Genomic DNA, 22,887 nt, shown 5'->3' with positions numbered 1-22,887 from the left:
TTTTATCCTCAACGGAGGGCCAGTTTCCCGGCCCGTCACCTTTACACGCGTTCCACGCCAATCAGGATGGCGCTTTCCGGATCGAGAATCGGCAGCGCAATGCCCGCCTGCATCAGCCACTCACCGCTCGCCGTTTGCGGGGCCTCCATCCATGCCGGCAGCTTGCGCATGGTATGGCCTCCTTCACCGGTGATGTGAATATCAGGGTGATCGAGCAGCGAAATACGATACTGCGCGCTGGCCTCAAGCCCCGGCATGCGCAGCGGCATCATCAACGTGTAGTCCGGCATGGCGAGCTGGCTCACGATAAACAGTCCCTGCGTTTTATCTTCGCTCACAATACCCTGTGCCAGCGTAGTGGCATCCGGCATATCCACGCGCCAGTGGATGCCCTGATGGATAACCTCGCGCCACTGCTTATACAGCGCGGCGTAACGGCGATAACCTTCGCGCTCCTGCTCATCAACGGTGAGGGGATCCAGTTCCAGCCCCATATGGCCAAACAGCGCCGTCAGACCGCGAAATTCAATGCTGTGCTGGCGGAAGGTGGCGTGACATTTATGATGACCGATATGCGCCCCCATCACCTCCGGCGGGAAGAAATAGCTCATGCCGCGCTGGATAGCGTTGCGCTCCAGCGCATCGTTGTTGTCCGAGGCCCAGAAGCGGTGGCAGCGCGTCAGCACCTCATAATCAATTCGCCCCCCGCCGGAGGAGCAGGATTCAAATTCGACGTGCGGGAAACGCTTGCCCAGCACGTCCAGCAGGCGATAAAACTGGCGGGTTTGCGCGTCGGCGGCGGCCTTCCCGTCGTGACCCGGCTGCACCAGCTCACGGTTCATGTCCCACTTCACGTAGTCGACCTCATGTTCACCCAGAAGCCAGCTCATGCGCTCCACCAGGTAATCAAACGCCTGCGGAATGTTCAGGTTAAGCACCAGCTGGTGCCGCCCGGTATGTTGCCTGTAGCCGGGCAACGCCAGCACCCAGTCGGGATGCGCACGATAAAGATCGGAATCCGGGTTAATCATTTCCGGCTCAACCCAGATGCCAAACGCCATGCCGAGCTGTTTCACATGGCTGATGACCGGCGTGAGGCCGTTCGGGTACTTCTTCTCGTCCAGATACCAGTCACCCAGCGCGGCGTAGTCGTCGTTGCGACCTTTGAACCAGCCGTCGTCGATGATAAAGCGCTCCACGCCCAGCGCGGCCGCCTCGTCGGCCATGCGCATGATGTAGTCCGGGTCGTGATTAAAGTAGATGCCTTCCCAGGTATTGAGGTGAACCGGGCGCGGTTTGTTTTCGGGGAAGCGGATAACGTTGTCGCGAAGGTAATGGTGAAACTGCTGGCTCATGCCGTTCAGGCCCCGTGCGGAGTAGCTTGCATACAGGCGCGGCGTCCAGAGCGTGTCGCCCTCCTCAATCGCCATTTCGCCCGGCAGGTAGAGGGCTTCAGCCTGCAGATAGCGGCGGCCGTCGGTTTTGGCTTCCGCACGCAGGCGGTGGTTGCCGCTCCAGCCCAGATGCACGCCCCAGACGTCGCCGTGCATTTCGCTGAACGACGGCGTACCCGAAATCAGCGCCGGGAAGTGTTCATGGGAGGTTTTACCCCGGCGGTTTTCAATCACAAAGCTGTCGTGTTCAAGCGTCACGCGGTGCGGCTGAAATTCCCGGATCCAGCGTCCGTGGAAGGCCATCACCTCCCGTGCGCGTTCGGCCACGGGTAGCGTTATGGCAAAACGGTCCACCTGCCACGCCTGCGCTTTCAGGTTGGTTAAACCGTGACGCACCGCCAGCACGCCGCTGTCATCCAGCGCCAGCTCGCTGGTCAGCCGCAGGCCCGCATGTTCATCTTCTGCCGTAATCGTCAGGGTTTGCCCCTGCTGCTGGACGTCTGTGGTGCTAAAGAGAGGTGAACCGTCCAGGCCCAGACGATGCCCTTCAATACCGGGCGACCCAAACAGGCCGTGCCCCAGCTCGGCCATCAGCGTGACCGGAGAATCCACATCCAGCCTGCCGTTGGCAACCGGCCGGGAAAGGGTTTCTGCATTCTGCGGCGAAAAGTACTGAAGATGCGGCCCCCAGTAGATAATTTCGGCGAACGGGTGCGTTTTTATCACCACATCCACCGTCGCGCTTTCGAGTCGTAAAATGGAATCTTGCATCAGACATCTCCTGTCATGGGATGCCTTGAGTTTTGATCCGAAACGTTTCGGATACAAACCAAAACGTTTCGGATTTGTGATCGGGTTTAGAAAATGGAGAGATTCAGGCCGTCTGGCCGGGAGAGAATTCGGGCTGCCAGAGCACCTGGAGCTGCTCAATCGCCTCGCCGTTGATCAGCTGGCGAACCATATCGGCAATCTGTTTCCCGACGCCCTGACGGGTGGACTGGATCACTGCCGCCACGTCAGCGTCGACGATGCTGTCCTGCGGAAGCCCGTCATAAACCACCAGCGCAACGGCGTTCTCGCCGGTCAGGCGGCCCAGCTCCGCCAGCGCCATCGCCGCGCCGTCGCCGTGAGTGTTGCAGTCGGTAATGATGGCCGTGGGCGGCTGCGATAGCGAGAGAAGCTCTTTCGTGGTGGCATACCCCACCCGGCGTGAAGGGGGCATGGCGCGCAGCCATTCGCTGGAAAGCCCGGCTTCCCGCAACGCGTCCAGATAGCCCTGACGGCGCTGGGTGATGAATGCCTGATTGTTGCTTTCGCCCAGCAGGGCAATGCGCTGATGGCCTTTTCCGATCAGCCAGCGGGTCGCATTGTACGTACCGGCATAGTTGTCGAAGTCGAACCACGCGTACGGCTGCGGTAGCTGGCTGCGCCCGAGCGCCAGGAAAGGAAAACCGGCGGCCTGCAGTTGCTCAAGACGGGGATCGCGATCCAGCGTGTGGGCCACGATCAGCGCATCCACGCGGCGGCTTTGCACCATGCGCATGTAGCTGTGCTTATCCGCCAGATCGTCGTCTGCGATGAGCAGCAGGTCGATTTCATGTCGCGCCAGCTCGTGGCTAATCTCACCCACCATGTCCATAAATACGCTGTTATTGAGCGGAACAGGATGGACCGGGAACACCAGCCCAACGGCGTCGATTTTGCCCATCTTCAGACGACGAGCGAAGGTATTAGGCCGATAGCCGCGTCGCTGGGCTTCCGCTTCTACGCGAGCGCGCGTCTCGTCAGAAACGTCATCATATCCGTTAAGGGCGCGGCTGACGGTAGTAACAGAGAGCCCCAGTTCTTTGGCGATGGCTTTGAGCGACATGATTTTCCCTATCTTCGTTAGTTTTGTTCCGCCACCAGCAGCGCGTAAGTGTCTGGCTCCAGGGCCTTGAAGATGTGCGGCTGGTCGGCGGGATAACAAATGTAATCCCCTGCGCCAAGCTCTTCCGCCGCGTCGAGCAGGCCGACCAGCGCCCGCCCCTGCGTCACAATAATATGTTCAACCGAGCCCGGCGGATGCGGCTGAGAAAGACGGTCTGCACCCGGTTGGGTCATCAGAAGATAGACATCGCGGCGCGCGCCGGGAGGGCATGCCGCCAGTAAAATGGCTTCATAATTAGCCTCTCCGGCGACCACTTTCGTCCCTTCACCACGGCGTATCACCTGCGTGGTCGGTAGCTGCGGCTCAAGCAAACGGGCGAAAGGAATATCCAGCGCCACGCAGAGCGACCACAGCGTTTCCAGGCTAGGGTTACCGTTGCCGGACTCCAGCTGGGAAAGCGTGGATTTTGCGATCCCGGCACGGCGGGCGATTTCCGCCAGTGAAAGCCCGGTTCGCAGGCGTTCTCGCACCAGACTTTTGGCGATCAGGCTGATCGGCTGCGTCATATAACGGCCTCGCGTTCTATAAAACGAACAAATCGTTCGTCTTGAAAATCAGTTTCGTTGCGTTCATTATAATGGATACACGTTCGATATGGCTAAAATTGTATGAAGCATCATCTCTCTTGTCTGAAAGGCGACACCATAAAAGCAATCATCCTGGTCTGCCTGGCGGTGGGCGTGGTCGGGATGTCCTACGGCTCGCTGGCGATGGCCTACGGTTTCCCGGTCTGGGTGCCGTTTGTGCTCTCCATTACCGTGCTGGCGGGCGCGTCTGAGTTCATGTTTATCGGCATCGTGGCGAGCGGCGGCAATCCGCTGGCGGCCGCGGCGGCAGGTTTGCTGGTCAACGCGCGCCACGTGCCGTTTGGCGTGACGGTGCGAGAGCTGGTGGGCAAGCGCGGTCTGAGCCTGCTAGGCTGCCACATCATGAACGATGAAAGCGTGGTGTTTGGCCTGTCGCAAAAAACCGCCGAGCAGCGTAAAGCCGCCTACTGGCTGTGCGGCTTAGGCGTCGCCCTCGTCTGGCCGCTTGGCGCACTGCTGGGGGCTATGGTCGGCAAACTGTTGCCCGACCCGGAGACCATCGGGCTGGATGCGGTATTTCCGGCCATTCTGCTGGCATTAGTGGTTCCCGCTTTTAAAAACCGTACCACGCTGATCCGCGCCTGCAGCGGCGCCGTGTTATCGCTGGCCGCCGTACCGTTTGCCCCGGTGGGATTACCTGTACTGCTCTCTTTACTCGGTCTTGCCGCGAGGAAAAAATAATGGAAAACATGACGGTCTTTATTCTCGGCATCGCCATTCTTTCTGCCGGAACCTATTTAATGCGCCTTGGCGGCGCCAAACTCGGCAACCGGCTGGCGTTGTCGGAGCGTTCTCAGGCGCTGCTGTCAGATGCGGCAACGGTATTGCTGTTCTCCGTGGCGCTGGCGACCACCTTTTATGAGGGAGACCACTTCGCGGGCATGGCGCGCGTGCTGGGCGTGGCGTTTGCGGTGTTTTTGGCCTGGCGGAAAATGCCGTTAATCGTGGTCATTGTGGCTGCGGCGGTGGTGACGGCATTGCTGCGCGTGGCGGGCATAAACTAAAAAAGCGCCCCGGGGGCGCTCTTTCGACGGTGTGACTCGCTTATTTGTTCAGTTCAGCAGTCATGTGTACGCGGTTACCGGTGAATGCCTGGGTAATTTTGTACGAAGACGCGCCCGCTTCCTGAGCCTGAGCCGCGATTTTCGCTTCTGCACCATCAATGGTAGAGGCGGTTGCGGTTACGGTCTGTGCAGCGAAAGAACCGAAAGAAGTAGCCAGAGCGATTACAGCGACAAAAGTTTTGATGCTTTTCATAATATAAACCCTTTCATTAAGTTGTTCAGGTAAGGCACCGTGCCTTGATGAGATAAATACTAGACCTCATCGCGAACAACTAAAAGCGGAAGGATTTGCTATTATCATTCAAAATTACTGATTAACTATTAATCGCTGTGGATGGGTATAAATGGTCGCCCTTCCCGGCTTGCAGAAACCCACCAGCGTCAGGTTGCAGCGCTCGGCCACCTCCACCGCCAGCGTCGTTGCCGCCGACACGGCAAACAGGATCTCCACCCCGCACATCGCCGATTTTTGCACCATCTCATAGCTGGCGCGGCTGGAAACGAGCGCGGCGCCCTGCTGCCAAACCTCACTTTCACGCGCACGACGACCGAGCAGCTTATCCAGCGCCACGTGGCGGCCCACGTCTTCATGCCCACCGGCAATCTCTCCCGACGGCAATACCCACGCCGCCGCGTGCGTGCAGCCGCTGAGCTGGCCGATAGGCTGTACATCGTTGAGGTGCTCAAGCGCAGGGTCGAGGTGCGCCAGATTAAAGGTCTGAGTAAACGGCAGTGGTGAAACAGGTTTGCCAATATCGTTGAGCTGTTCAACGCCGCACACGCCGCAGCCGGTACGTCCGGCCAGCGCCCGGCGGCGCTCTTTCAGCCCCATAAAGCGGCGGCTGGAGAGCTCGATTTGCACTTCCAGGCCGTTGCAGGCCTGCACCACGTCCATGCCATAGATATCTTGCGGATGCTCAATGATGCCTTCCGAAAGGGAAAAACCGATGGCGAACAGCTCAAGATCTTTCGGAGACGCCATCATCACCACATGCGATATGCCGTTGTAAACGAGCGCAACGGGCACTTCTTCGGCCAGAAAATCGGGTATGGCATCGGTTATGTGGGGCGGTCGGTGTACCGACAGTTCCACAATGCCGGCAGGCAGGGGTGACGAGTGGGGATCACGGTTTTGTTTAGACACAGCGGTATTCCTGAACAACCACGGAAGCGAGCGTGCTATTGCAGCATAAACCACAGGCTGTACGCATAGTATGGATCAACTTTTCGACAACCATTCTCCTACTCATTTAGCAGGGGTGCAACCTGCCACCGGCTACACCGCTTTAACATGCAGAGCTGTTAACGTGATCAATATCACACTTTATAATCAACATGGTGATAATACGTTCACTTTGTATTAACGCCATTAGAACAGCTGTACCGACAATGTGGTATTCTGATGATATCCCTCGTGGAATTGAGGGATTAACGCAAATTTTTTCCTTTGCGGTCATTCTTCAACCGCGAAGTCAAAACTACATATGTAAGCAATGTCGAAACAAGGAGTGACCCATGCAGGTCAGCAGAAGGCAGTTCTTTAAGATCTGCGCTGGCGGTATGGCAGGCACCACGGCAGCGGCACTGGGCTTTGCGCCCGGCGTAGCGCTGGCGGAAACGCGGCAGTATAAACTGCTGCGCACCCGTGAAACCCGTAATACCTGTACGTACTGCTCTGTCGGTTGCGGGCTGTTGATGTATAGCCTCGGCGACGGTGCTAAAAACGCCAAAGCGTCTATTTTCCATATCGAGGGCGACCCGGATCACCCGGTTAACCGCGGCGCATTGTGCCCGAAAGGGGCCGGTCTGGTGGACTTTATCCACTCCGAAAGCCGCCTGAAATTCCCTGAATACCGCGCGCCGGGTTCCGACAAATGGCAGCAAATCAGCTGGGAAGAGGCGTTTGACCGCATCGCTAAACTGATTAAAGAAGACCGCGATGCCAACTTTGTTGAGAAAAACGCCGACGGCGTCACGGTCAACCGCTGGCTCTCCACCGGGATGCTGTGTGCCTCTGCCTCCAGCAACGAAACCGGTTATTTAACCCAGAAATTTACGCGCGCACTCGGTATGCTCGCGGTCGACAACCAGGCGCGTGTCTGACACGGACCAACGGTAGCAAGTCTTGCTCCAACATTTGGTCGCGGTGCGATGACCAACCACTGGGTCGACATCAAGAACGCCAACCTCATTGTGGTGATGGGCGGTAACGCCGCTGAAGCGCACCCTGTCGGGTTCCGCTGGGCGATGGAAGCCAAAATCCACAACGGTGCTAAACTGATTGTGATCGATCCCCGCTTCACGCGTACAGCGTCAGTGGCGGATTTCTACACCCCTATTCGTTCAGGTACTGACATCACTTTCCTGTCAGGCGTATTGCTGTACCTGATGACCAACGAAAAATATAACCGCGAATACACCGAAGCCTATACCAACGCCAGCCTGATCGTGCGTGAGGATTACCACTTCGAAGATGGTCTGTTTAGCGGTTACGACGCCGAAAAACGCAAGTACGACAAAACCAGCTGGAACTACGAGCTGGATGAGAAAGGTTTTGCGAAGCGTGACACCACGTTGCAACACCCGCGCTGCGTGTGGAACCTGCTGAAAGAGCACGTCTCCCGCTACACGCCGGAGGTTGTCGAAAACATCTGCGGTACGCCGAAGGCGGACTTCCTGAAGGTGTGCGAGCTGATCGCCGAAACCAGCGCGAAAGACAAAACCGCGTCGTTCCTGTACGCCCTCGGCTGGACGCAGCACTCCATCGGCGCGCAGAACATCCGCACCATGGCGATGGTGCAGCTGCTGCTCGGCAACATGGGGATGGCAGGCGGCGGCGTGAACGCCCTGCGCGGTCACTCCAACATTCAGGGTCTGACCGACCTCGGCCTGCTGTCTCAGAGCCTGCCGGGCTATATGAACCTGCCAAGCGAGAAACAGACCGACCTGCAAACCTACCTGACGGCCAGCACGCCTAAACCGCTGCTTGAAGGCCAGGTGAACTACTGGGGCAACTATCCGAAGTTCTTCGTCTCGATGATGAAAGCGTTCTTCGGGGATAAAGCGACGGCGGAAAACAGCTGGGGCTTTGACTGGCTGCCGAAGTGGGACAAAGGTTACGACGTTCTGCAGTATTTCGAGATGATGCATCAGGGCAAAGTGAACGGCTATCTGTGCCAGGGCTTTAACCCGGTTGCCTCGTTCCCGAACAAGAACAAGGTTGTTGAGTCGCTGTCGAAACTGAAGTTCCTGGTGACGATTGACCCGCTCAATACCGAAACCTCGACCTTCTGGCAGAACCACGGTGAATCGAACGACGTCGATCCGTCGAAGATTCAGACCGAAGTGTTCCGTCTGCCATCGACCTGCTTTGCGGAAGAGAACGGCTCTATCGTCAACTCCGGGCGCTGGCTGCAGTGGCACTGGAAAGGCGCGGACGCCCCGGGCATCGCCATGAACGACGGCGAGATCCTGGCCGGTATCTTCTTACGCCTGCGTAAGATGTATGCGGCTGAAGGCGGCGCGAACCCTGAGCCTGTGCTGAACATGACCTGGAACTACTCGACGCCGGAAAACCCAGCGCCGGAAGAAGTGGCGATGGAGAGCAACGGTAAGGCGCTGGCGGACGTTATCGACCCGGCCACCGGCACCGTGCTGGCGAAGAAAGGCGATCAGCTCAGTACCTTCGCGCACCTGCGTGACGACGGCACCACCTCCAGCGGCTGCTGGATCTTTGCCGGTAGCTGGACGCCGAAAGGCAACCAGATGGCCAACCGCGATAACGCCGACCCGTCGGGTCTGGGCAATACGCTGGGTTGGGCATGGGCATGGCCGCTCAACCGCCGTATCCTCTATAACCGCGCGTCCGCTGACCCGCAGGGCAACCCGTGGGATCCGAAGCGTCAGCTGCTGAAGTGGGACGGTGCGAAATGGGGCGGCGTGGATATTCCGGACTACAGCACTGCCGCACCAGGCAGCGACGTCGGGCCGTTTATCATGCAGCCTGAAGGGATGGGGCGTCTGTTCGCTATCGATAAGATGGCGGAAGGTCCGTTCCCGGAACACTATGAGCCGTTTGAGACGCCGCTGGGCACCAACCCGCTGCACCCGAACGTGGTTTCTAACCCGGCAGCCCGTATCTTCAAGAGCGATTTTGAAGCGCTGGGTAAAAAGGACAAGTTCCCGTACGTGGGCACCACTTACCGTCTGACCGAGCACTTCCACTACTGGACCAAGCACGCGCTGCTTAACGCCATCGCGCAGCCGGAACAGTTTGTGGAGATCGGCGAGAAGCTGGCGAACAAGCTCGGCATTGCCCATGGCGATACCGTGAAGGTCTCCTCTAACCGTGGCTATATCAAAGCCAAGGCGGTGGTGACCAAGCGTATTCGCACGCTGAACGTTCACGGTCAGCAGGTGGATACCATCGGCATCCCAATTCACTGGGGTTATGAGGGCGTGGCGAAGAAAGGGTTCATTGCGAACACCCTGACGCCATTCGTCGGTGATGCGAACACGCAGACGCCGGAGTTTAAGGCCTTCCTCGTGAACGTGGAAAAGGTGTAACGGAGAAGACTTATGGCTTATCAATCTCAAGACATCATCCGTCGTTCCGCGACTAACGGTTTCACGCCCGCGCCTCAGGCGCGGGACCACCAGCAGGAAGTGGCGAAGCTTATCGACGTGACCACCTGTATCGGCTGTAAAGCCTGTCAGGTGGCCTGCTCTGAGTGGAACGATCTGCGTGACGAAGTGGGTCACAACGTCGGGGTGTACGACAACCCGGCGGACCTGACCGCCAAGTCCTGGACGGTGATGCGTTTCTCGGAAGTGGAGCAGAACGACAAGCTGGAATGGCTTATCCGCAAAGACGGCTGTATGCACTGTGCGGATCCGGGCTGCCTGAAGGCATGTCCGTCAGAAGGGGCTATCATTCAGTATGCCAACGGCATCGTCGACTTCCAGTCCGAGCAGTGCATTGGCTGCGGCTACTGCATCGCGGGCTGTCCGTTCGACGTACCGCGCCTGAACCCGGAAGACAACCGCGTCTACAAATGCACCCTGTGCGTGGACCGCGTTACCGTCGGCCAGGAGCCTGCCTGTGTGAAGACCTGCCCAACCGGCGCCATCCACTTTGGTTCTAAAGAGGATATGAAAACGCTGGCGGCAGAGCGCGTGGGCGAGCTGAAAACCCGTGGTTACGACAATGCGGGCCTGTACGATCCGGCCGGGGTTGGCGGTACGCACGTGATGTACGTGCTGCACCACGCCGACAAGCCGAACCTGTATCACGGCCTGCCGGAGAACCCGGAAATCAGCGCTACCGTGAAATTCTGGAAAGGCATCTGGAAACCGCTGGCAGCGGTGGGCTTTGCTGCCACCTTCGCAGCGAGCATATTCCACTACGTCGGCGTCGGTCCGAACCGCGCGGAAGAGGAAGACGACAACCTGCATGAAGAGAAAGACGAGGTGCGCAAATGAGAAAACGTGACACCATCGTGCGCTACACCGCGCCGGAACGCATCAACCACTGGGTCACCGCCTTCTGCTTCATGCTGGCGGCGATAAGCGGGCTGGGGTTCTTCTTCCCGTCCTTCAACTGGCTGATGCAGATCATGGGGACACCACAGCTGGCGCGCATCCTGCACCCGTTTGTGGGCGTCATCATGTTCGCGTCGTTCATCATCATGTTTTTCCGCTACTGGCACCATAACCTAATCAATCGGGATGATATCTTTTGGGCGAAGAATATTCGTAAGATCGTCGTCAACGAGGAAGTGGGTGACACCGGGCGTTATAACTTCGGCCAGAAATGCGTATTCTGGGCGGCGATTATCTTCCTGGTCCTGTTGCTGGTCAGCGGCGTGATCATCTGGCGTCCCTACTTTGCGCCTGCTTTCTCAATCCCGGTGATCCGATTCGCGCTGATGCTGCATTCATTTGCCGCAGTGGCGTTAATTGTGGTTATCATGGTGCATATCTACGCCGCCCTCTGGGTGAAAGGCACCATTACCGCGATGGTGGAGGGATGGGTCACCAGCACGTGGGCGAAGAAACATCACCCGCGCTGGTACCGTGAAGTCCGCCAGAAACAGGAAAAGTCATCTGAATGAGTATTCGCATAATCCCGCAAGATGAGCTGGGGTCGAGCGAGAAACGCACGGCGGATTATATTCCGCCGTTGTTATTCCCCAGACTCAAGAACCTCTACAACCGCCGCGCAGAGCGTCTGCGCGAGCTGGCAGAGAACAACCCGCTGGGCGATTTTCTGCGTTTTGCCGCGCTGGTCGCCCACGCGCAGGAAGTGGTGCTGTACGACCACCCGCTGCAAATGGACCTGACCGCGCGGATCAAAGAAGCCAACGCGCAGGGCAAGCCGCCGCTGGACATTCACGTCCTGCCGCGCGACAAGCACTGGCAAAAGCTGCTGCATTCGCTGATTGCCGAGCTGAAGCCGGAAATGAGCGGAACCGCGCTGGCGGTCATTGAGAATCTGGAAAAAGCGTCCGAACAAGAGCTTGAAGAGATGGCGAGCGCGCTGTTCGCGTCCGACTTCTCGCTGGTCAGCAGCGATAAAGCGCCGTTTATCTGGGCTGCGCTGTCGCTCTACTGGGCACAAATGGCAAGCCTTATCCCGGGCAAAGCTCGCGCCGAATACGGCGAGGCGCGCCAGTTCTGCCCGGTATGCGGCTCTATGCCGGTATCGAGCATGGTGCAAATCGGTACCACTCAGGGGCTGCGCTACCTGCACTGCAACCTGTGTGAAACCGAGTGGCACGTGGTGCGCATCAAGTGCAGCAACTGCGAGCAGACCCGCGATCTGAACTACTGGTCGCTGGAGAATGAAGACGCGGCGGTGAAAGCCGAAAGCTGCGGCGACTGCGGCACCTACCTTAAGATTCTCTATCAGGAAAAGGACCCGAAAGTCGAAGCGGTGGCCGACGATCTCGCCTCGCTGATTCTGGACGCGAAGATGGAGCAGGAGGGCTTTGCCCGCAGCTCGATCAACCCGTTCCTGTTCCCGGGTGAAGGGGAGTAATTCCCTGTGACAGTGCCGGGCGGCGCGTGCTTGCCCGGCCTGTAATTTCTCTTTTTGTCCGCTCTCACACTTCTCTGATACCTCTCCTGTCGCTAAATTTTAGGATTTTATTTAGCCGCTACGCGTAGAAAACTCTCTATTACTCCGTCACTATCCCCGGCAATAAATCATTACAATTTGTAAGGGAAAATGTTGAAAAAGGAATTTCGACGCTTAGTGACGAACAGAACCGTCTTTTTCTGCTGCGCTATTCTCAGCCTTTCATCGGCTGCAGTCGCAGCCCCGGCCGATGAGCAATTTATTCTTCAGCAGCAACGTCAACAGGCCATGGAGGCCCAGTTGACCCCTCAGGCACCGGATGTTCGCTTACAATCTCCTGCTGAAACAGGGGTCACCACGGCATTTCCTGCCGAAACGCCCTGCTTTGTTATTCACGATGTTAGGCTGTCGGGACAGGAAGCCCTGCCACACTGGTTGCCGCTACAACGCCTTGCGGATCGCGCGGTAGGCAGATGCCTCGGTGCGAAAGGGATTAATTACCTCATGAGCACGCTCCAGAACCGGCTGATTTCCCATGGCTGGACGACCTCGCGCGTGCTGGCTCCCGCTCAGGATATAAAAAGCGGCCATTTAAAACTGGCTGTGATACCGGGAAAAATTCGTCACGTCACCTTAACCGGTGAGAGCAGTCCCTGGATTTGGCTATACAGCGCCTTCCCGGCGCACGACGGCGATCTGCTCGATTTGCGAGACATCGAACAAGGGCTTGAGAACCTCCAGCGTTTGCCCACCGTGCAGGTGGGAATGGAGATAGTCCCTGCTGAGCAGCCCGGTGAAAGCGATATTGTCATTTCCCGCCAGCAGAGCAAATTCTGGCGGCTTGGCCTGTCGCTTGACGACGCCGGTTCGTCATCAACCGGCCGCTATCAGGGAGGGCTGACTCTCTCGCTGGATAACCCGCTGGCGATGAGCGATCTCTTCTGGTTTTCCATTAACCATGACCTGCAAACCGGGCCGGAGAGGGGCAACCAGAACCTCAGTGCCCACTGGTCCGTTCCGGTAGGCTGGTGGGGATTTTCCATAACGGGTAGCGACTACCACTATCATCAGACGGTCGCCGGGTTAAGCGATGATTACCGCTACAGTGGGAAGAGCCAAAGCGTGGTTGCCCAGCTCAGCCGGGTACTGCACCGCAGCAGCGCGCAAAAGACCTCATTCACGTGGGACGTTGAGAGTCGCACAACGCGAAATTACATCAGTGACACCGAAATTGAGGTCCAGCGTCGGCACGTTTCCTCCTGGAAAGCGGGGCTTTCGCACCGTCACTATATCGGCCCGGCCACGCTGGACGCAGGAATAAGCTATCAGCGTGGCACCCGTTGGTTTGGCGCACAGCCTGCGCCAGAAGAAGTTTTCGATGAAGCCACGGCGCTGAGCCGCATTCTTCGTACGGATGCTCGCCTGAGCCTGCCATTTGAGCTGCTCGACCAGCATTTCCGCTACGACTTTGCCTGGCAGCGGCAGACCAGTAACACCCCGCTTACCTCGCAGGATCAATTCTCCATTGGTGGGCGCTGGACCGTGCGCGGCTTTGATGGTGAACGCACCCTGAATGCCGATCGCGGCTGGCTGGTACGTAACGATCTCTCCTGGCAGACCCCTCTCCCGGGCACCGAATTTTATCTGGCAGCCGACTACGGCGAAGTGGCGGGCAACGGCACGGAATACCTAACGGGAAATCACCTGGCCGGCGGCGCAGCCGGGCTTCGCGGCACGCTCTGGAAAGTGGGCTTCGACGTGTTTGCCGGGGTGCCTTTCTCCCGACCTGAGGGTTTCAAAACCAGCCCGGCCACGTTCGGCTTCAACCTGAATATGGATCTCTGACGATGCGTTATGGCGAATACACGGTCCATTGCCCGTCCGTGCTCGGCAACACGCTTAACGAAGCGGAGGCGCTGGGCGCATCGGTCTGGCTCTGGATGCACTCCTTAAACCACCGGGATGCGCCGTTGCACGTGCTGCCCGTTGTTCTTCTGCCCGCGATCAAACGCCAGCAGTACGTGCTGGTGGAAAAGGAAGGTCGCCCGATCTTTTTTCTGAGCTGGGCGTGGATGAATGAAGAGGCTGAACACCGCTACCTCAACGAGGCCGCAATTTTCCTGCCAGAGGAAGACTGGTGCTGTGGCGATCGTCTGTGGTTTCGCGATTTTATCGCCCCCTTTGGTCACGCGCGGGACATGTTCCGCCTGTTACGCGATGAGATTTTCCCGCATCACATGGCCCGTTCTCTCTGGCATCGCGGTGAAGAAAAAGGACGACGTATCAAAACGTTTTACGGCCAACGAGTCACGCGCGACGCGTTGCAGCACTGGAAAAAGACGCACCCGCTGAACGGATAAACATAAAAGGATTTTCACATGAACAAACGTCTTTACCGTATCGTCTTTAACAAAGCGCGCGGCATGCTGATGGTGGTATCGGAGCTGGCTCGGGGCTGTTCTGGTCGCGCGCCCTCTTCCGGTATCCGACATAACCACTCTCAGATTATTTGCCGCCTCGGGGCGATAAGCCTCAGCCTGTGGCTGGCAAGTGGAGCGTTAACGGTACAGGCCGCAGGAATCGTAGCGGATAAATCAGCACCCAATAAGCAGCAGCCAACCATTATCAGCACCGCCAACGGTACGCCGCAGGTGAATATCCAGACACCATCAGCGGGCGGCGTTTCCCGCAATACTTACAGCCAGTTCGATGTCGGGCAGAACGGAGTCATTCTTAATAACTCTCATAAAAACACGGCCACCCAGCTTGGTGGAATGGTGGCAGCCAACCCATGGCTGGCAAAAGGTGAAGCGAAAATAATCCTCAACGAGGTCAACGCCCGCGATCCGAGCCGCCTTAACGGCTTTATCGAAGTGGCGGGACAAAAAGCGGACGTCGTTATTGCCAGTCCCTCAGGCATTACCTGCGACGGCTGCGGATTTATCAACGCCGGACGAGCCACGCTCACCACGGGTACGGCGCAAATGCAGAACGGCCAGATAACGGGCTACCAGGTCGAACAGGGTGAAATCCACATTAACGGCAACGGTCTGGATTCAACCGGCCAGAATCACACCGATGTTATTGGCCGCGCGGTGAAGGTAAATGCGGCCATTCATGCACAGGATTTAAGCGTCACAACCGGGCGCAACAGCGTGGATGCCGCTCACGAGCAGGTAACCGCGCTCGCGGATAACGGCACGCCAAAACCCAGTCTGGCGCTGGATGTCGCGCAGGTTGGCGGCATGTATGCTGGCAAAATTCGCCTTCGCGGGACGGAAAAAGGCGTCGGAGTGCGGAATGCGGGCAACATTGGCGCAGAAGCCGGAATGATCACCCTCTCAGCCGATGGTCATATTGAAAACAGCGGTGCAATCTGGTCCTCGGCTGACGTTGCCCTCTCGGGCACTGCTGCCGTACAGAACAGCGGTTCCATCGCGGCCCAGCGTAACGTCAGCCTGACGGGCAACACGATTGCCAGCATCGGCACGCTGGCCGCAGGCGTGCAGCCAGACGGCACGTTAGGCAGCGACGGCGATATAACGCTCAACGCCAGCGGAAAACTTGAGCTGCATGGACTGAGTGCGGCGGGCGGTAACGTAAACGCCTCCGGACAGGGCCTCGATGCTACCGGCAGCCTGACGCAGGCAAAAAACATTACGCTCAATGCCGGACCAGGCGATATCAGTACCGCCAGCGCGCAGGTCATCGCGAATGACCAACTCCGCATCACGACATCCGGCACCCATGATAACAGCAGCGGCCTGCTTGCAGCCGACGCCGTCACGCTCGCCGCGAAAAAGCTGCAAAACCAAAAAGGCCAGATAAGCCAGAGCGGAACGCAGACGCTTGAACTCAGCCATCGGGACGGTATAGATAACCGCGACGGTACCATTGCCGCCAACGCCGCTATAACCGTTAAGGCCGCCACTCTGGATAACCGTCAGGGCCAGATCCTGGCAGCAGACGCGGGTAGCCTGTCGGTTCAGACCACAGCTGTGGCAGATAACCGTGGAGGTATACTGGCTGCTGCAGAAAACGTTGACGTAACTGCAGACCAGTTGCTCAACGACGATGGACTTATCAGCGCGGATAAAGGCCATGTTTCGCTCGCCAGCATAAAGCCAATAACCAACGTCAGCGGACAAATCGTAGCCCGTACCACGCTGTCCCTCGAAAGCGATACGTTGAATAACGATAGCGGCCTTATCCAGTCCGGTTCGACAATGCGCATCAATACAAATGGCAATACGATTTCAAACAAGGACACCCTTACTACCGGTGGAATCATCAGCTTTGGCGAGCTGGATGTCCTCGCCAGCGCCATAGATAACCAGCACGGCATGCTGGCCTCTGAAGCCACCCTGCATCTGAATGCGCTCTCCGTTGACAACCGGTTCGGTACTGTGAGCGCAGGCGAAAGCATGACGCTGGACTTAACTGACGTGCTGAATAACCGCAACGGTACGGTCAGCGCGGCGGGGGCGCTCACTGCCCTTGCCGGGGCGCTTGAGAATACGCAGGGAACGCTGGTCTCGGGTGACGACGCGTGTATAGAAAGCGCGCAAATCATCAACCAGGGAGGGATTGTCACCGCCCAACGCGATCTTACGCTCACGGCGCAGCGGCTGGATAACAACAACGGCGGTCTGGTGCAGAGCGGCGGCAATCTTACCCTGAATGTCGACCGCATCAGCAACCGCGAAAGCGGCGACGCTGGCGGGATCGTTAGCCAGGGGAACATAACGATCCTGGCGGCCGATGTGCAAAACGATGCGGGTGTCGTGCTGGCGACAAAACAAGCGACATTAGACACCATCCGCTTCAGCAATATCGCTGGCACGCTGGTGGCGCTGGATATGCTAACGCTCGCAACGCGCAGCGATACCGATAACCATCAGGGAGTGATGCAGGGCAAAGGCATTTTCCTGGATACACACGGATATCAGCTGGATAACCAGCAAGGAACGCTCTACAGCCTGGCGTCAATGCAGCTGGCGACCGCCAGCCTGAATAACCAGAACGGCACGATCGGAGCAAAGAGTGATATCACGCTGCACGCCGCGTCGCTGGATAACCGCGCAGGCGGGCGCGTAGTCAGCGAGCAGGCGATGGCGTTAAATCTCGAACGTCTTGATAACCACGAGGGAGAAATACAATCTCTCGGCAACCTGGTGGTTAACGCCGTTTCGGGGGTCATCGACAATACGCTTGGGTTAATGCGCAGCGGCGCAACGGTAACGCTCAACGCTGCCAGCTTGATCAACCAGAACACTCAGGCTGCCGGGAAAGGGATTGAGGGGCTGGATGTGGCCATCGCCAGCCAGCAGCTTGATAACGCGCAGGGAACGGTGATTTCAGGCGATACGCTGCAGATCGCTCGCGTCGAAACCCTTAATAACGCTCAGGGCGAACTGTCCGCCGCGGGCACGCTGTCGCTAAGCGGCGCGGCTCTGCGCCTCATCAACACTGACGGTGTCGTGATTGGCGGCGAGAGCGTCACGCTGGAAACCAACTCCCTGACCGGCGATGGCCAAATCCTGTCGCTCGGCGACATGATGGTTCGCACCCAGCAGAATTTTGATAACTCGGGAGATGTCATCGCTAACGGCAATATGACCTTTACCACGCCGGGTAGCGTGACAAACAGCGGTAACCTGCTGGCAGGGGCAAAACTTGACCTCAGCGCTGCCAGCCTGCTCAATACCGCGTCCGGTGAGATTGCCGCCGGAGCGACCTGGGTGACTGTCTCCTCATCCCTCAGTAATTACGGTCTTATCGACGGCAGCCAGACGTGGCTCAAAGCGGACACGCTGACCAACGTCGGAACGGGGCGGCTTTATGGCGACCATCTCTCACTTCAGGCGACAACGCTCAATAACCTTGCACAGGACGGTACGGCGGCAACTCTCGCCGGACGCCTGCGCGTGGACATCGGAGCGAAGACGATCAACAACCGTGACCACGCGCTGATTTACAGCGACGGCGTGCTCGCCATCGGTGGACGAGTGGATGAAAACGGCTTTGCGACCGGACAGGCGCAAACGCTGAACAACCACAGTGCGACCATTGAGTCCGCAGGTGACATGGCGCTCTCCGTCAGCCAGCTTAATAACATCAACGACCATTTCAGCACCGAGGTGGCGTTGATCTCCACCGAGCAGATCCACGAGTACCAGCACAAGGGTTCGCCCACTCGCTGGAGCGCTGATGAGGAAGGCGTGTTTGTCGACAACAACTCGGCCGACGACCTGTTGAACCTCAACACGCCGGAAGACACAGGCGCCAACAACGACAACTTTTACGAGTACAACTACACCCGCACCATCGAAGAGGAGGTCATCGCAGAGAGCGAGCCGGGCAAGATCCTCTCCGGCGGGCAAATGACCATCAGCGCGAACCACGTGCTGAACGACAAAAGCCAGATTGTCGCGGGGGGTACGCTAGGTATTTTCGCCGATACGGTGGATAACGTCATGCCGGAGGGCAGCCGGTGGATAACGGATGCAGGTTCCGTCACCCATTACAGCCGTAAAACCAAAAAAGGCGGCGACTCTCAGGGAAAAAGTACCTCGGACTATTTGCCCCCCGTGGTGATTCAGTCGATCACCCTGTCGCCGGGGAAAATGGAAGGATACAGCCAGTCCGAGGGCAGCGGCATGACCCTTTCGCCTACCACCGCACACGGGACAGATGCCACGCTCAATGGGACGGGCAGCCTGACAGTCGACGTGAACGCGGCGTCACCGGAACAGGAAAAACTCGCCCCGGTGTTACCAGCCAGCAATACGGCAGGAAAATGGATCGAAACCCCTGCCAGTGGCGCAGCGGGCGACGTGATCCGCGCAATCGCCCCGGACATCCGCCTGCCGGACAACAGTCTGTTTAACACGCTGCCAGCCCCCGATGCTCATTACCTGATCGAGACCGACCCACGCTTCACGAACAATAAAGAGTGGTTGGGCAGCGACTACATGCAGGACGCGTTCGCGCTGGACCATGACAATATGCACAAGCGTCTTGGCGACGGCTATTACGAGCAGCGGCTGGTGCGCGAGCAGGTCATCGCGCTTACTGGCGGCCGTTACCTGGGCGATCACCGTGACGACGAAACGCAGTTCAAAGCGCTGATGGATGCCGGTATTGCCTTCGGTAAGGCGCATCAGCTTGTTCCGGGGGTGGCGCTCACTGCCGAGCAGATGAGTCTGCTGACGGAAGATATGGTTTGGCTGGTCAACACCCGCGTCCAGCTTGCGGACGGAAGCTGGCAGACGGTGATGGTGCCGCAGGTTTATGTTCGCGTACAGCCGGGTGACGTTGACGGCGCTGGCGCGCTGATGGGTGGGCAGAACCTGGTGATGAACCTGAACCGCGATCTGGTCAATAGCGGTACGCTCCACGGTAAGGAGAGGGTTCAGCTTAGCGCAGACTCCCTCACCAACCGCGCGGGCACCATTCAGGGTGCGGATGTCAGCCTGCTGGCCCGCACGGACATTAACAACATCGGTGGCACTATCTCAGGTAACCATTCCGTCCTGGCAACGGCCGGGCGGGATATCAACCTCACCACAACGACCCGCAGCGTTGAGCGCACCGTCGGGAAAAACAGCTTTGAACGTACCACCCTTGAGCGTGTTGCGGGCATCTACGTTCAGGGTGACGACGGGAAGCTTGTGCTGAGCGCCGGGCGCGATCTCAACCTGACCGGAGCGCAGGTCGTTAACAGCGGTAGCGAAAGCCAGACGGTACTTAACGCAGGACGTGACCTGAACCTCACCACTGTGACCACCTCCGCCAGCGATAACCTGACCTGGGATAAAAATAACTGGCTGAAGCAGTCCACCACGCAGCAGGTGGGTAGCGAGGTGGCTGGCGGGGGCGATGTCCTGATGATGGCCGGGCGCGACGTTAACGCTCAGGCCGCGACCGTCGAAGCGGATAGCAGTCTTGCCGTCACCGCAGGTCGCGACATGTCCATCACCGCCGCCATCGACAGCAGCGAATTTGAATCACACCATCAATCCACCGGCAGCAGCGGCGCGTTCTCGAAAAAAACCGTGACCACGCACGATGTGGTAAATAGCGAGACGGCGCAGGGTTCCCTGTTCAGCGGCGACAGCGTCACCCTGCAGGCGGGACATGATTTACGGGTTCAGGGTAGCGATATTGTCGGAGATAACGATGTCCGGCTCGCCGCCGGAAACAACCTGACCGTCACCTCTGCAGAAGAGCACGGCCAGGAGAGCCATCAGCGACAGGAGAAAAAATCCGGCCTCTCCGGCACGGGCGGCATCGGTATCAGCTACGGCAGCCAGAGCCTGAAGGTAACGGATAATGCGCAGGAGGTGACCCATCGCGGCAGCACCATCGGTTCCATAAATGGCAATGTCTCGCTCAGCGCAGGCCATGATCTGACGGTACACGGCTCTGACCTGATAGCCGGACAGAACATGACGCTTGCCGGGAAAAATGTCAGCATCACCGCGGCTATGGACAACAGCACACAGACCCACACCGTGGAGCAGAAGTCCTCCGGCCTGACGCTCGCCCTGTCCGGTACCGCGGGCAGCGCGCTTAACACCAGCGTGAGCACCCTAAAGCAGGCCAGGGAGACCGATAACGATCGTCTGGCCGCACTGCAGGCGGTAAAAGGTGCGCTGACCGCGGGACAGGGGGCGCAGGCGGTCTTTGCCGACCAGGCCACCGGCAACCAGGCGGGCAATGACAACACGGTCGGTATCAGCCTCTCTTACGGCAGCCAGTCCTCAACATCGACGCAGACCATGAAGGAGACGACGGCGAAAGGCAGCAGCCTCTTCGCCGGAAATAATCTCTCGCTGGTAGCGACGGACGGGGATGTGCTGGTGCAGGGCAGCCAGCTTGAGGCCGGAAACGACCTGCTGCTTCAGGCCAGCCGCGACGTGAACCTCATATCAGCTCAAAACACCTCAACGCTTGAAGGCAAAAATGAAAGCCACGGCAGCAGCGCGGGCATCGGGATTGGCATTAGCTCCGGTGGCGCGGGCATCAACGTTTCCGCCAGCGTGAATACCGGGAAAGGTAAGGAGAACGGCACCACCCTCACCCACACCGAAACCACGGTTAACGCGGGGGATACGCTCACGATCGTCAGCGGCCGCGATACGAATCTCACCGGGGCGCAGGTCAGCGGGGAGAGCGTGCTGGCCGATATCGGGCGTCACCTGACCATTACCAGCGAACAGGACACCGACCACTACGACAGCAGCCAGAAGAACATCAGCGCAGGCGGCAGCTTCAGCTTCGGCACCATGACCGGCTCGGGCGGCATCAGCTACAGCCGCGACAAAATGGACAGCGATTTTGCCTCCGTGCGGGAACAGAGCGGGATAGTCGCAGGCTCCGGCGGGTTTGACGTCACGGTGGGCGGCCACACGCAGCTGGACGGCGGGGTGATGGCCTCCACCGCCACGGCGGATAAAAACCGCCTCGACACCGGCACGCTCGGCTGGCGGGATATTCATAACACAGCCGAATACAACGTGGAGCACCAGAGCGCGGGCATCAGCACCGGCGGCAGTATCGCAGGACAGTTCGCCGGGAATATGGCAAACGGCATGCTGAGCGGGGCAGGCAGCAGCGGCAGCGCGGAGGGCACCACGCGTGCTGCGGTTGAAAATGGCACGGTGATTGTCCGTGATAAAGCGAATCAGACGCAGGACACTGCCGCCCTCTCCCGCGACACGGCAAATGCAAACGGCAGCATCGACGCTATCTTCGATAAGGAGAAAGAGCAGCGCAGGCTCGACGAAGCGCAGCTTATCAGCGACATCGGGAGCCAGGTGTCTGATATCGCCCGGACGCAGGGCGAACTGAACGGGGACACTCAGTCCGGCACCGGCAGCGACATCCAGCGGGCCATCCAGGCCGCCACCGCTGCGGCTCAGGGGATTGCCGGGGGCGATATCAGCGCCGCGCTGGCCGGAGCGGCCGCACCGTACGTGGCGGAGATTATCGGTCACCGGTCCGGGCTGGACGACGGTATGGAAAAAGCCGCTGCCCACGCGGTGGCCAGTGCCGTACTGGCGGCAGTGCAGGGGAAAGACGCGCTTGCGGGTGCCGCGGGCGCTGCGGCCGGAGAGCTGGCGGGCACGCTCGCGCTGGAGATGTACGGGAAGGATGTTGCTGCGCTGAGTGAAAGTGAAAAGCAGACCATCAGCGCTCTGGCGACCCTCGCCGCAGGCATCGCGGGCGGGCTGACGGGCGACAGCACGGCATCTGCGATGGCAGGGGCGCAGACCGGGAAGACGACGGTGGAGAATAACACGCTGAGTGATATTGCAGAGCAGTTAGCCACCGGCGAGTCACCGGCAGATAAACTCGACAAGCTGAATAAGGCAGAAGAAGAGCGTTTCAGGCGGGAAGAATGTGCAGGATTAAGTTCGGACGCCTGTGGTGCCAAAATGTATGATCAACGCCGGGAAGCACTGAAGGATATGGCTTCGCTTGGTGTAGACTTCGTTCCTGTTGTCGGGGATATCAAGGGATTTGCGGAAGCGGAATCTGCAATAGATTATCTGGCGGCGATAATTGCGATAATGCCGGGCGGGGAACTGGTTGGTAAGTCGCTTAAGGCAGCAGAGAAAGCGCTTGCAAAAGGAGATCTTGAATCTGCTTCCAGGCTGATTAATAAGGCCAGCGATGATATACAGGTAAAATGGGTTGATGAAAATGCGGGAATGAGCCAGAGAGCAAGGGATTATAACGACTCTGCGACAGGTGCTCGGTCAAATATTGACACCCAAAAAGGGGCTTTGTTGAATAAATCGAACTTTTGCTGAGTTGAAGGATCAGA

The 22,887-nt window shown here is 58.4% G+C and carries 14 protein-coding genes; 9 read left to right on the top strand and 5 right to left on the bottom strand.

What is annotated here, in order from left to right:
• Positions 1-41: 41 nt before the first annotated feature.
• The 3 genes from ACVCAM_RS17200 to ACVCAM_RS17190 form a co-directional block, all read right to left on the bottom strand.
• The gene (locus ACVCAM_RS17200) at positions 42-2,165 is read right to left on the bottom strand and encodes an alpha-galactosidase (protein WP_025912305.1); all 2,124 of its coding nucleotides are present in this window, start codon (positions 2,163-2,165) and stop codon (positions 42-44) included.
• Positions 2,166-2,268: 103 nt separating this feature from the next.
• A complete protein-coding gene (locus tag ACVCAM_RS17195) occupies positions 2,269-3,264 on the bottom strand; it encodes a LacI family DNA-binding transcriptional regulator (RefSeq protein ID WP_023345118.1) in 996 nt (331 codons plus the stop codon).
• Positions 3,265-3,281: 17 nt separating this feature from the next.
• Positions 3,282-3,830: a helix-turn-helix domain-containing protein gene (locus ACVCAM_RS17190; protein ID WP_021242797.1), complete on the bottom strand. Its 549-nt coding sequence runs from the start codon at positions 3,828-3,830 to the stop codon at positions 3,282-3,284.
• A 102-nt stretch (positions 3,831-3,932) separates the two neighbouring features.
• Here ACVCAM_RS17190 and ACVCAM_RS17185 point away from each other — a divergent pair, with 102 nt between their 5' ends.
• Entirely contained in the window at positions 3,933-4,592 is a 660-nt protein-coding gene (locus ACVCAM_RS17185; RefSeq protein WP_023293608.1) for an AzlC family ABC transporter permease, read from the top strand.
• Positions 4,592-4,915: an AzlD domain-containing protein gene (locus ACVCAM_RS17180; protein ID WP_021242796.1), complete on the top strand. Its 324-nt coding sequence runs from the start codon at positions 4,592-4,594 to the stop codon at positions 4,913-4,915. Before ACVCAM_RS17185 ends, ACVCAM_RS17180 begins: the two co-directional genes overlap by 1 nt.
• A gap of 40 nt (positions 4,916-4,955) precedes the next feature.
• On the opposite strand, the gene ACVCAM_RS17175 is transcribed toward ACVCAM_RS17180, so the two are convergent.
• The gene (locus ACVCAM_RS17175) at positions 4,956-5,168 is read right to left on the bottom strand and encodes a YdgH/BhsA/McbA family protein (RefSeq protein ID WP_008501827.1); all 213 of its coding nucleotides are present in this window, start codon (positions 5,166-5,168) and stop codon (positions 4,956-4,958) included.
• 114 nt (positions 5,169-5,282) lie between these two features.
• The gene (gene fdhD, locus ACVCAM_RS17170) at positions 5,283-6,119 is read right to left on the bottom strand and encodes a formate dehydrogenase accessory sulfurtransferase FdhD (RefSeq protein WP_023326326.1); all 837 of its coding nucleotides are present in this window, start codon (positions 6,117-6,119) and stop codon (positions 5,283-5,285) included.
• Between the two features lie 371 nt (positions 6,120-6,490).
• Here fdhD and fdnG point away from each other — a divergent pair, with 371 nt between their 5' ends.
• The 7 genes from fdnG to ACVCAM_RS17135 all read left to right on the top strand — a co-directional run bounded on the left by fdnG (position 6,491) and on the right by ACVCAM_RS17135 (position 22,873).
• Positions 6,491-9,541, top strand: a complete 3,051-nt coding sequence (fdnG, locus tag ACVCAM_RS17165) for a formate dehydrogenase-N subunit alpha (RefSeq protein ID WP_088728449.1) — start codon at positions 6,491-6,493, stop codon at positions 9,539-9,541.
• A 12-nt stretch (positions 9,542-9,553) separates the two neighbouring features.
• Entirely contained in the window at positions 9,554-10,456 is a 903-nt protein-coding gene (gene fdxH, locus ACVCAM_RS17160; RefSeq protein WP_008501831.1) for a formate dehydrogenase subunit beta, read from the top strand.
• Positions 10,453-11,088 carry a formate dehydrogenase cytochrome b556 subunit gene (gene fdoI / locus ACVCAM_RS17155; protein WP_008501832.1) on the top strand — a complete coding sequence of 212 codons (636 nt, stop codon included), beginning with the start codon at positions 10,453-10,455 and terminating at the stop codon, positions 11,086-11,088. The genes fdxH and fdoI overlap by 4 nt, the downstream gene beginning before the upstream one ends.
• Entirely contained in the window at positions 11,085-12,014 is a 930-nt protein-coding gene (fdhE, locus tag ACVCAM_RS17150) for a formate dehydrogenase accessory protein FdhE (protein ID WP_008501833.1), read from the top strand. The genes fdoI and fdhE overlap by 4 nt, the downstream gene beginning before the upstream one ends.
• A 189-nt stretch (positions 12,015-12,203) precedes the next feature.
• Positions 12,204-13,898: a ShlB/FhaC/HecB family hemolysin secretion/activation protein gene (locus ACVCAM_RS17145; protein WP_248249932.1), complete on the top strand. Its 1,695-nt coding sequence runs from the start codon at positions 12,204-12,206 to the stop codon at positions 13,896-13,898.
• Positions 13,899-13,900: 2 nt separating this feature from the next.
• A complete protein-coding gene (locus ACVCAM_RS17140) occupies positions 13,901-14,413 on the top strand; it encodes a toxin-activating lysine-acyltransferase (RefSeq protein ID WP_023326328.1) in 513 nt (170 codons plus the stop codon).
• Positions 14,414-14,431: 18 nt separating this feature from the next.
• A complete protein-coding gene (locus tag ACVCAM_RS17135; RefSeq protein ID WP_447093628.1) occupies positions 14,432-22,873 on the top strand; it encodes a hemagglutinin repeat-containing protein in 8,442 nt (2,813 codons plus the stop codon).
• The last annotated feature ends 14 nt before the right edge of the window (positions 22,874-22,887 follow it).

The organism is Enterobacter sp. CFEC122 (genome assembly GCF_052983755.1).
The sequence above is the reverse complement of the archived record's forward strand: the minus strand, read 5'-3'. Positions and strand labels throughout refer to the sequence as shown.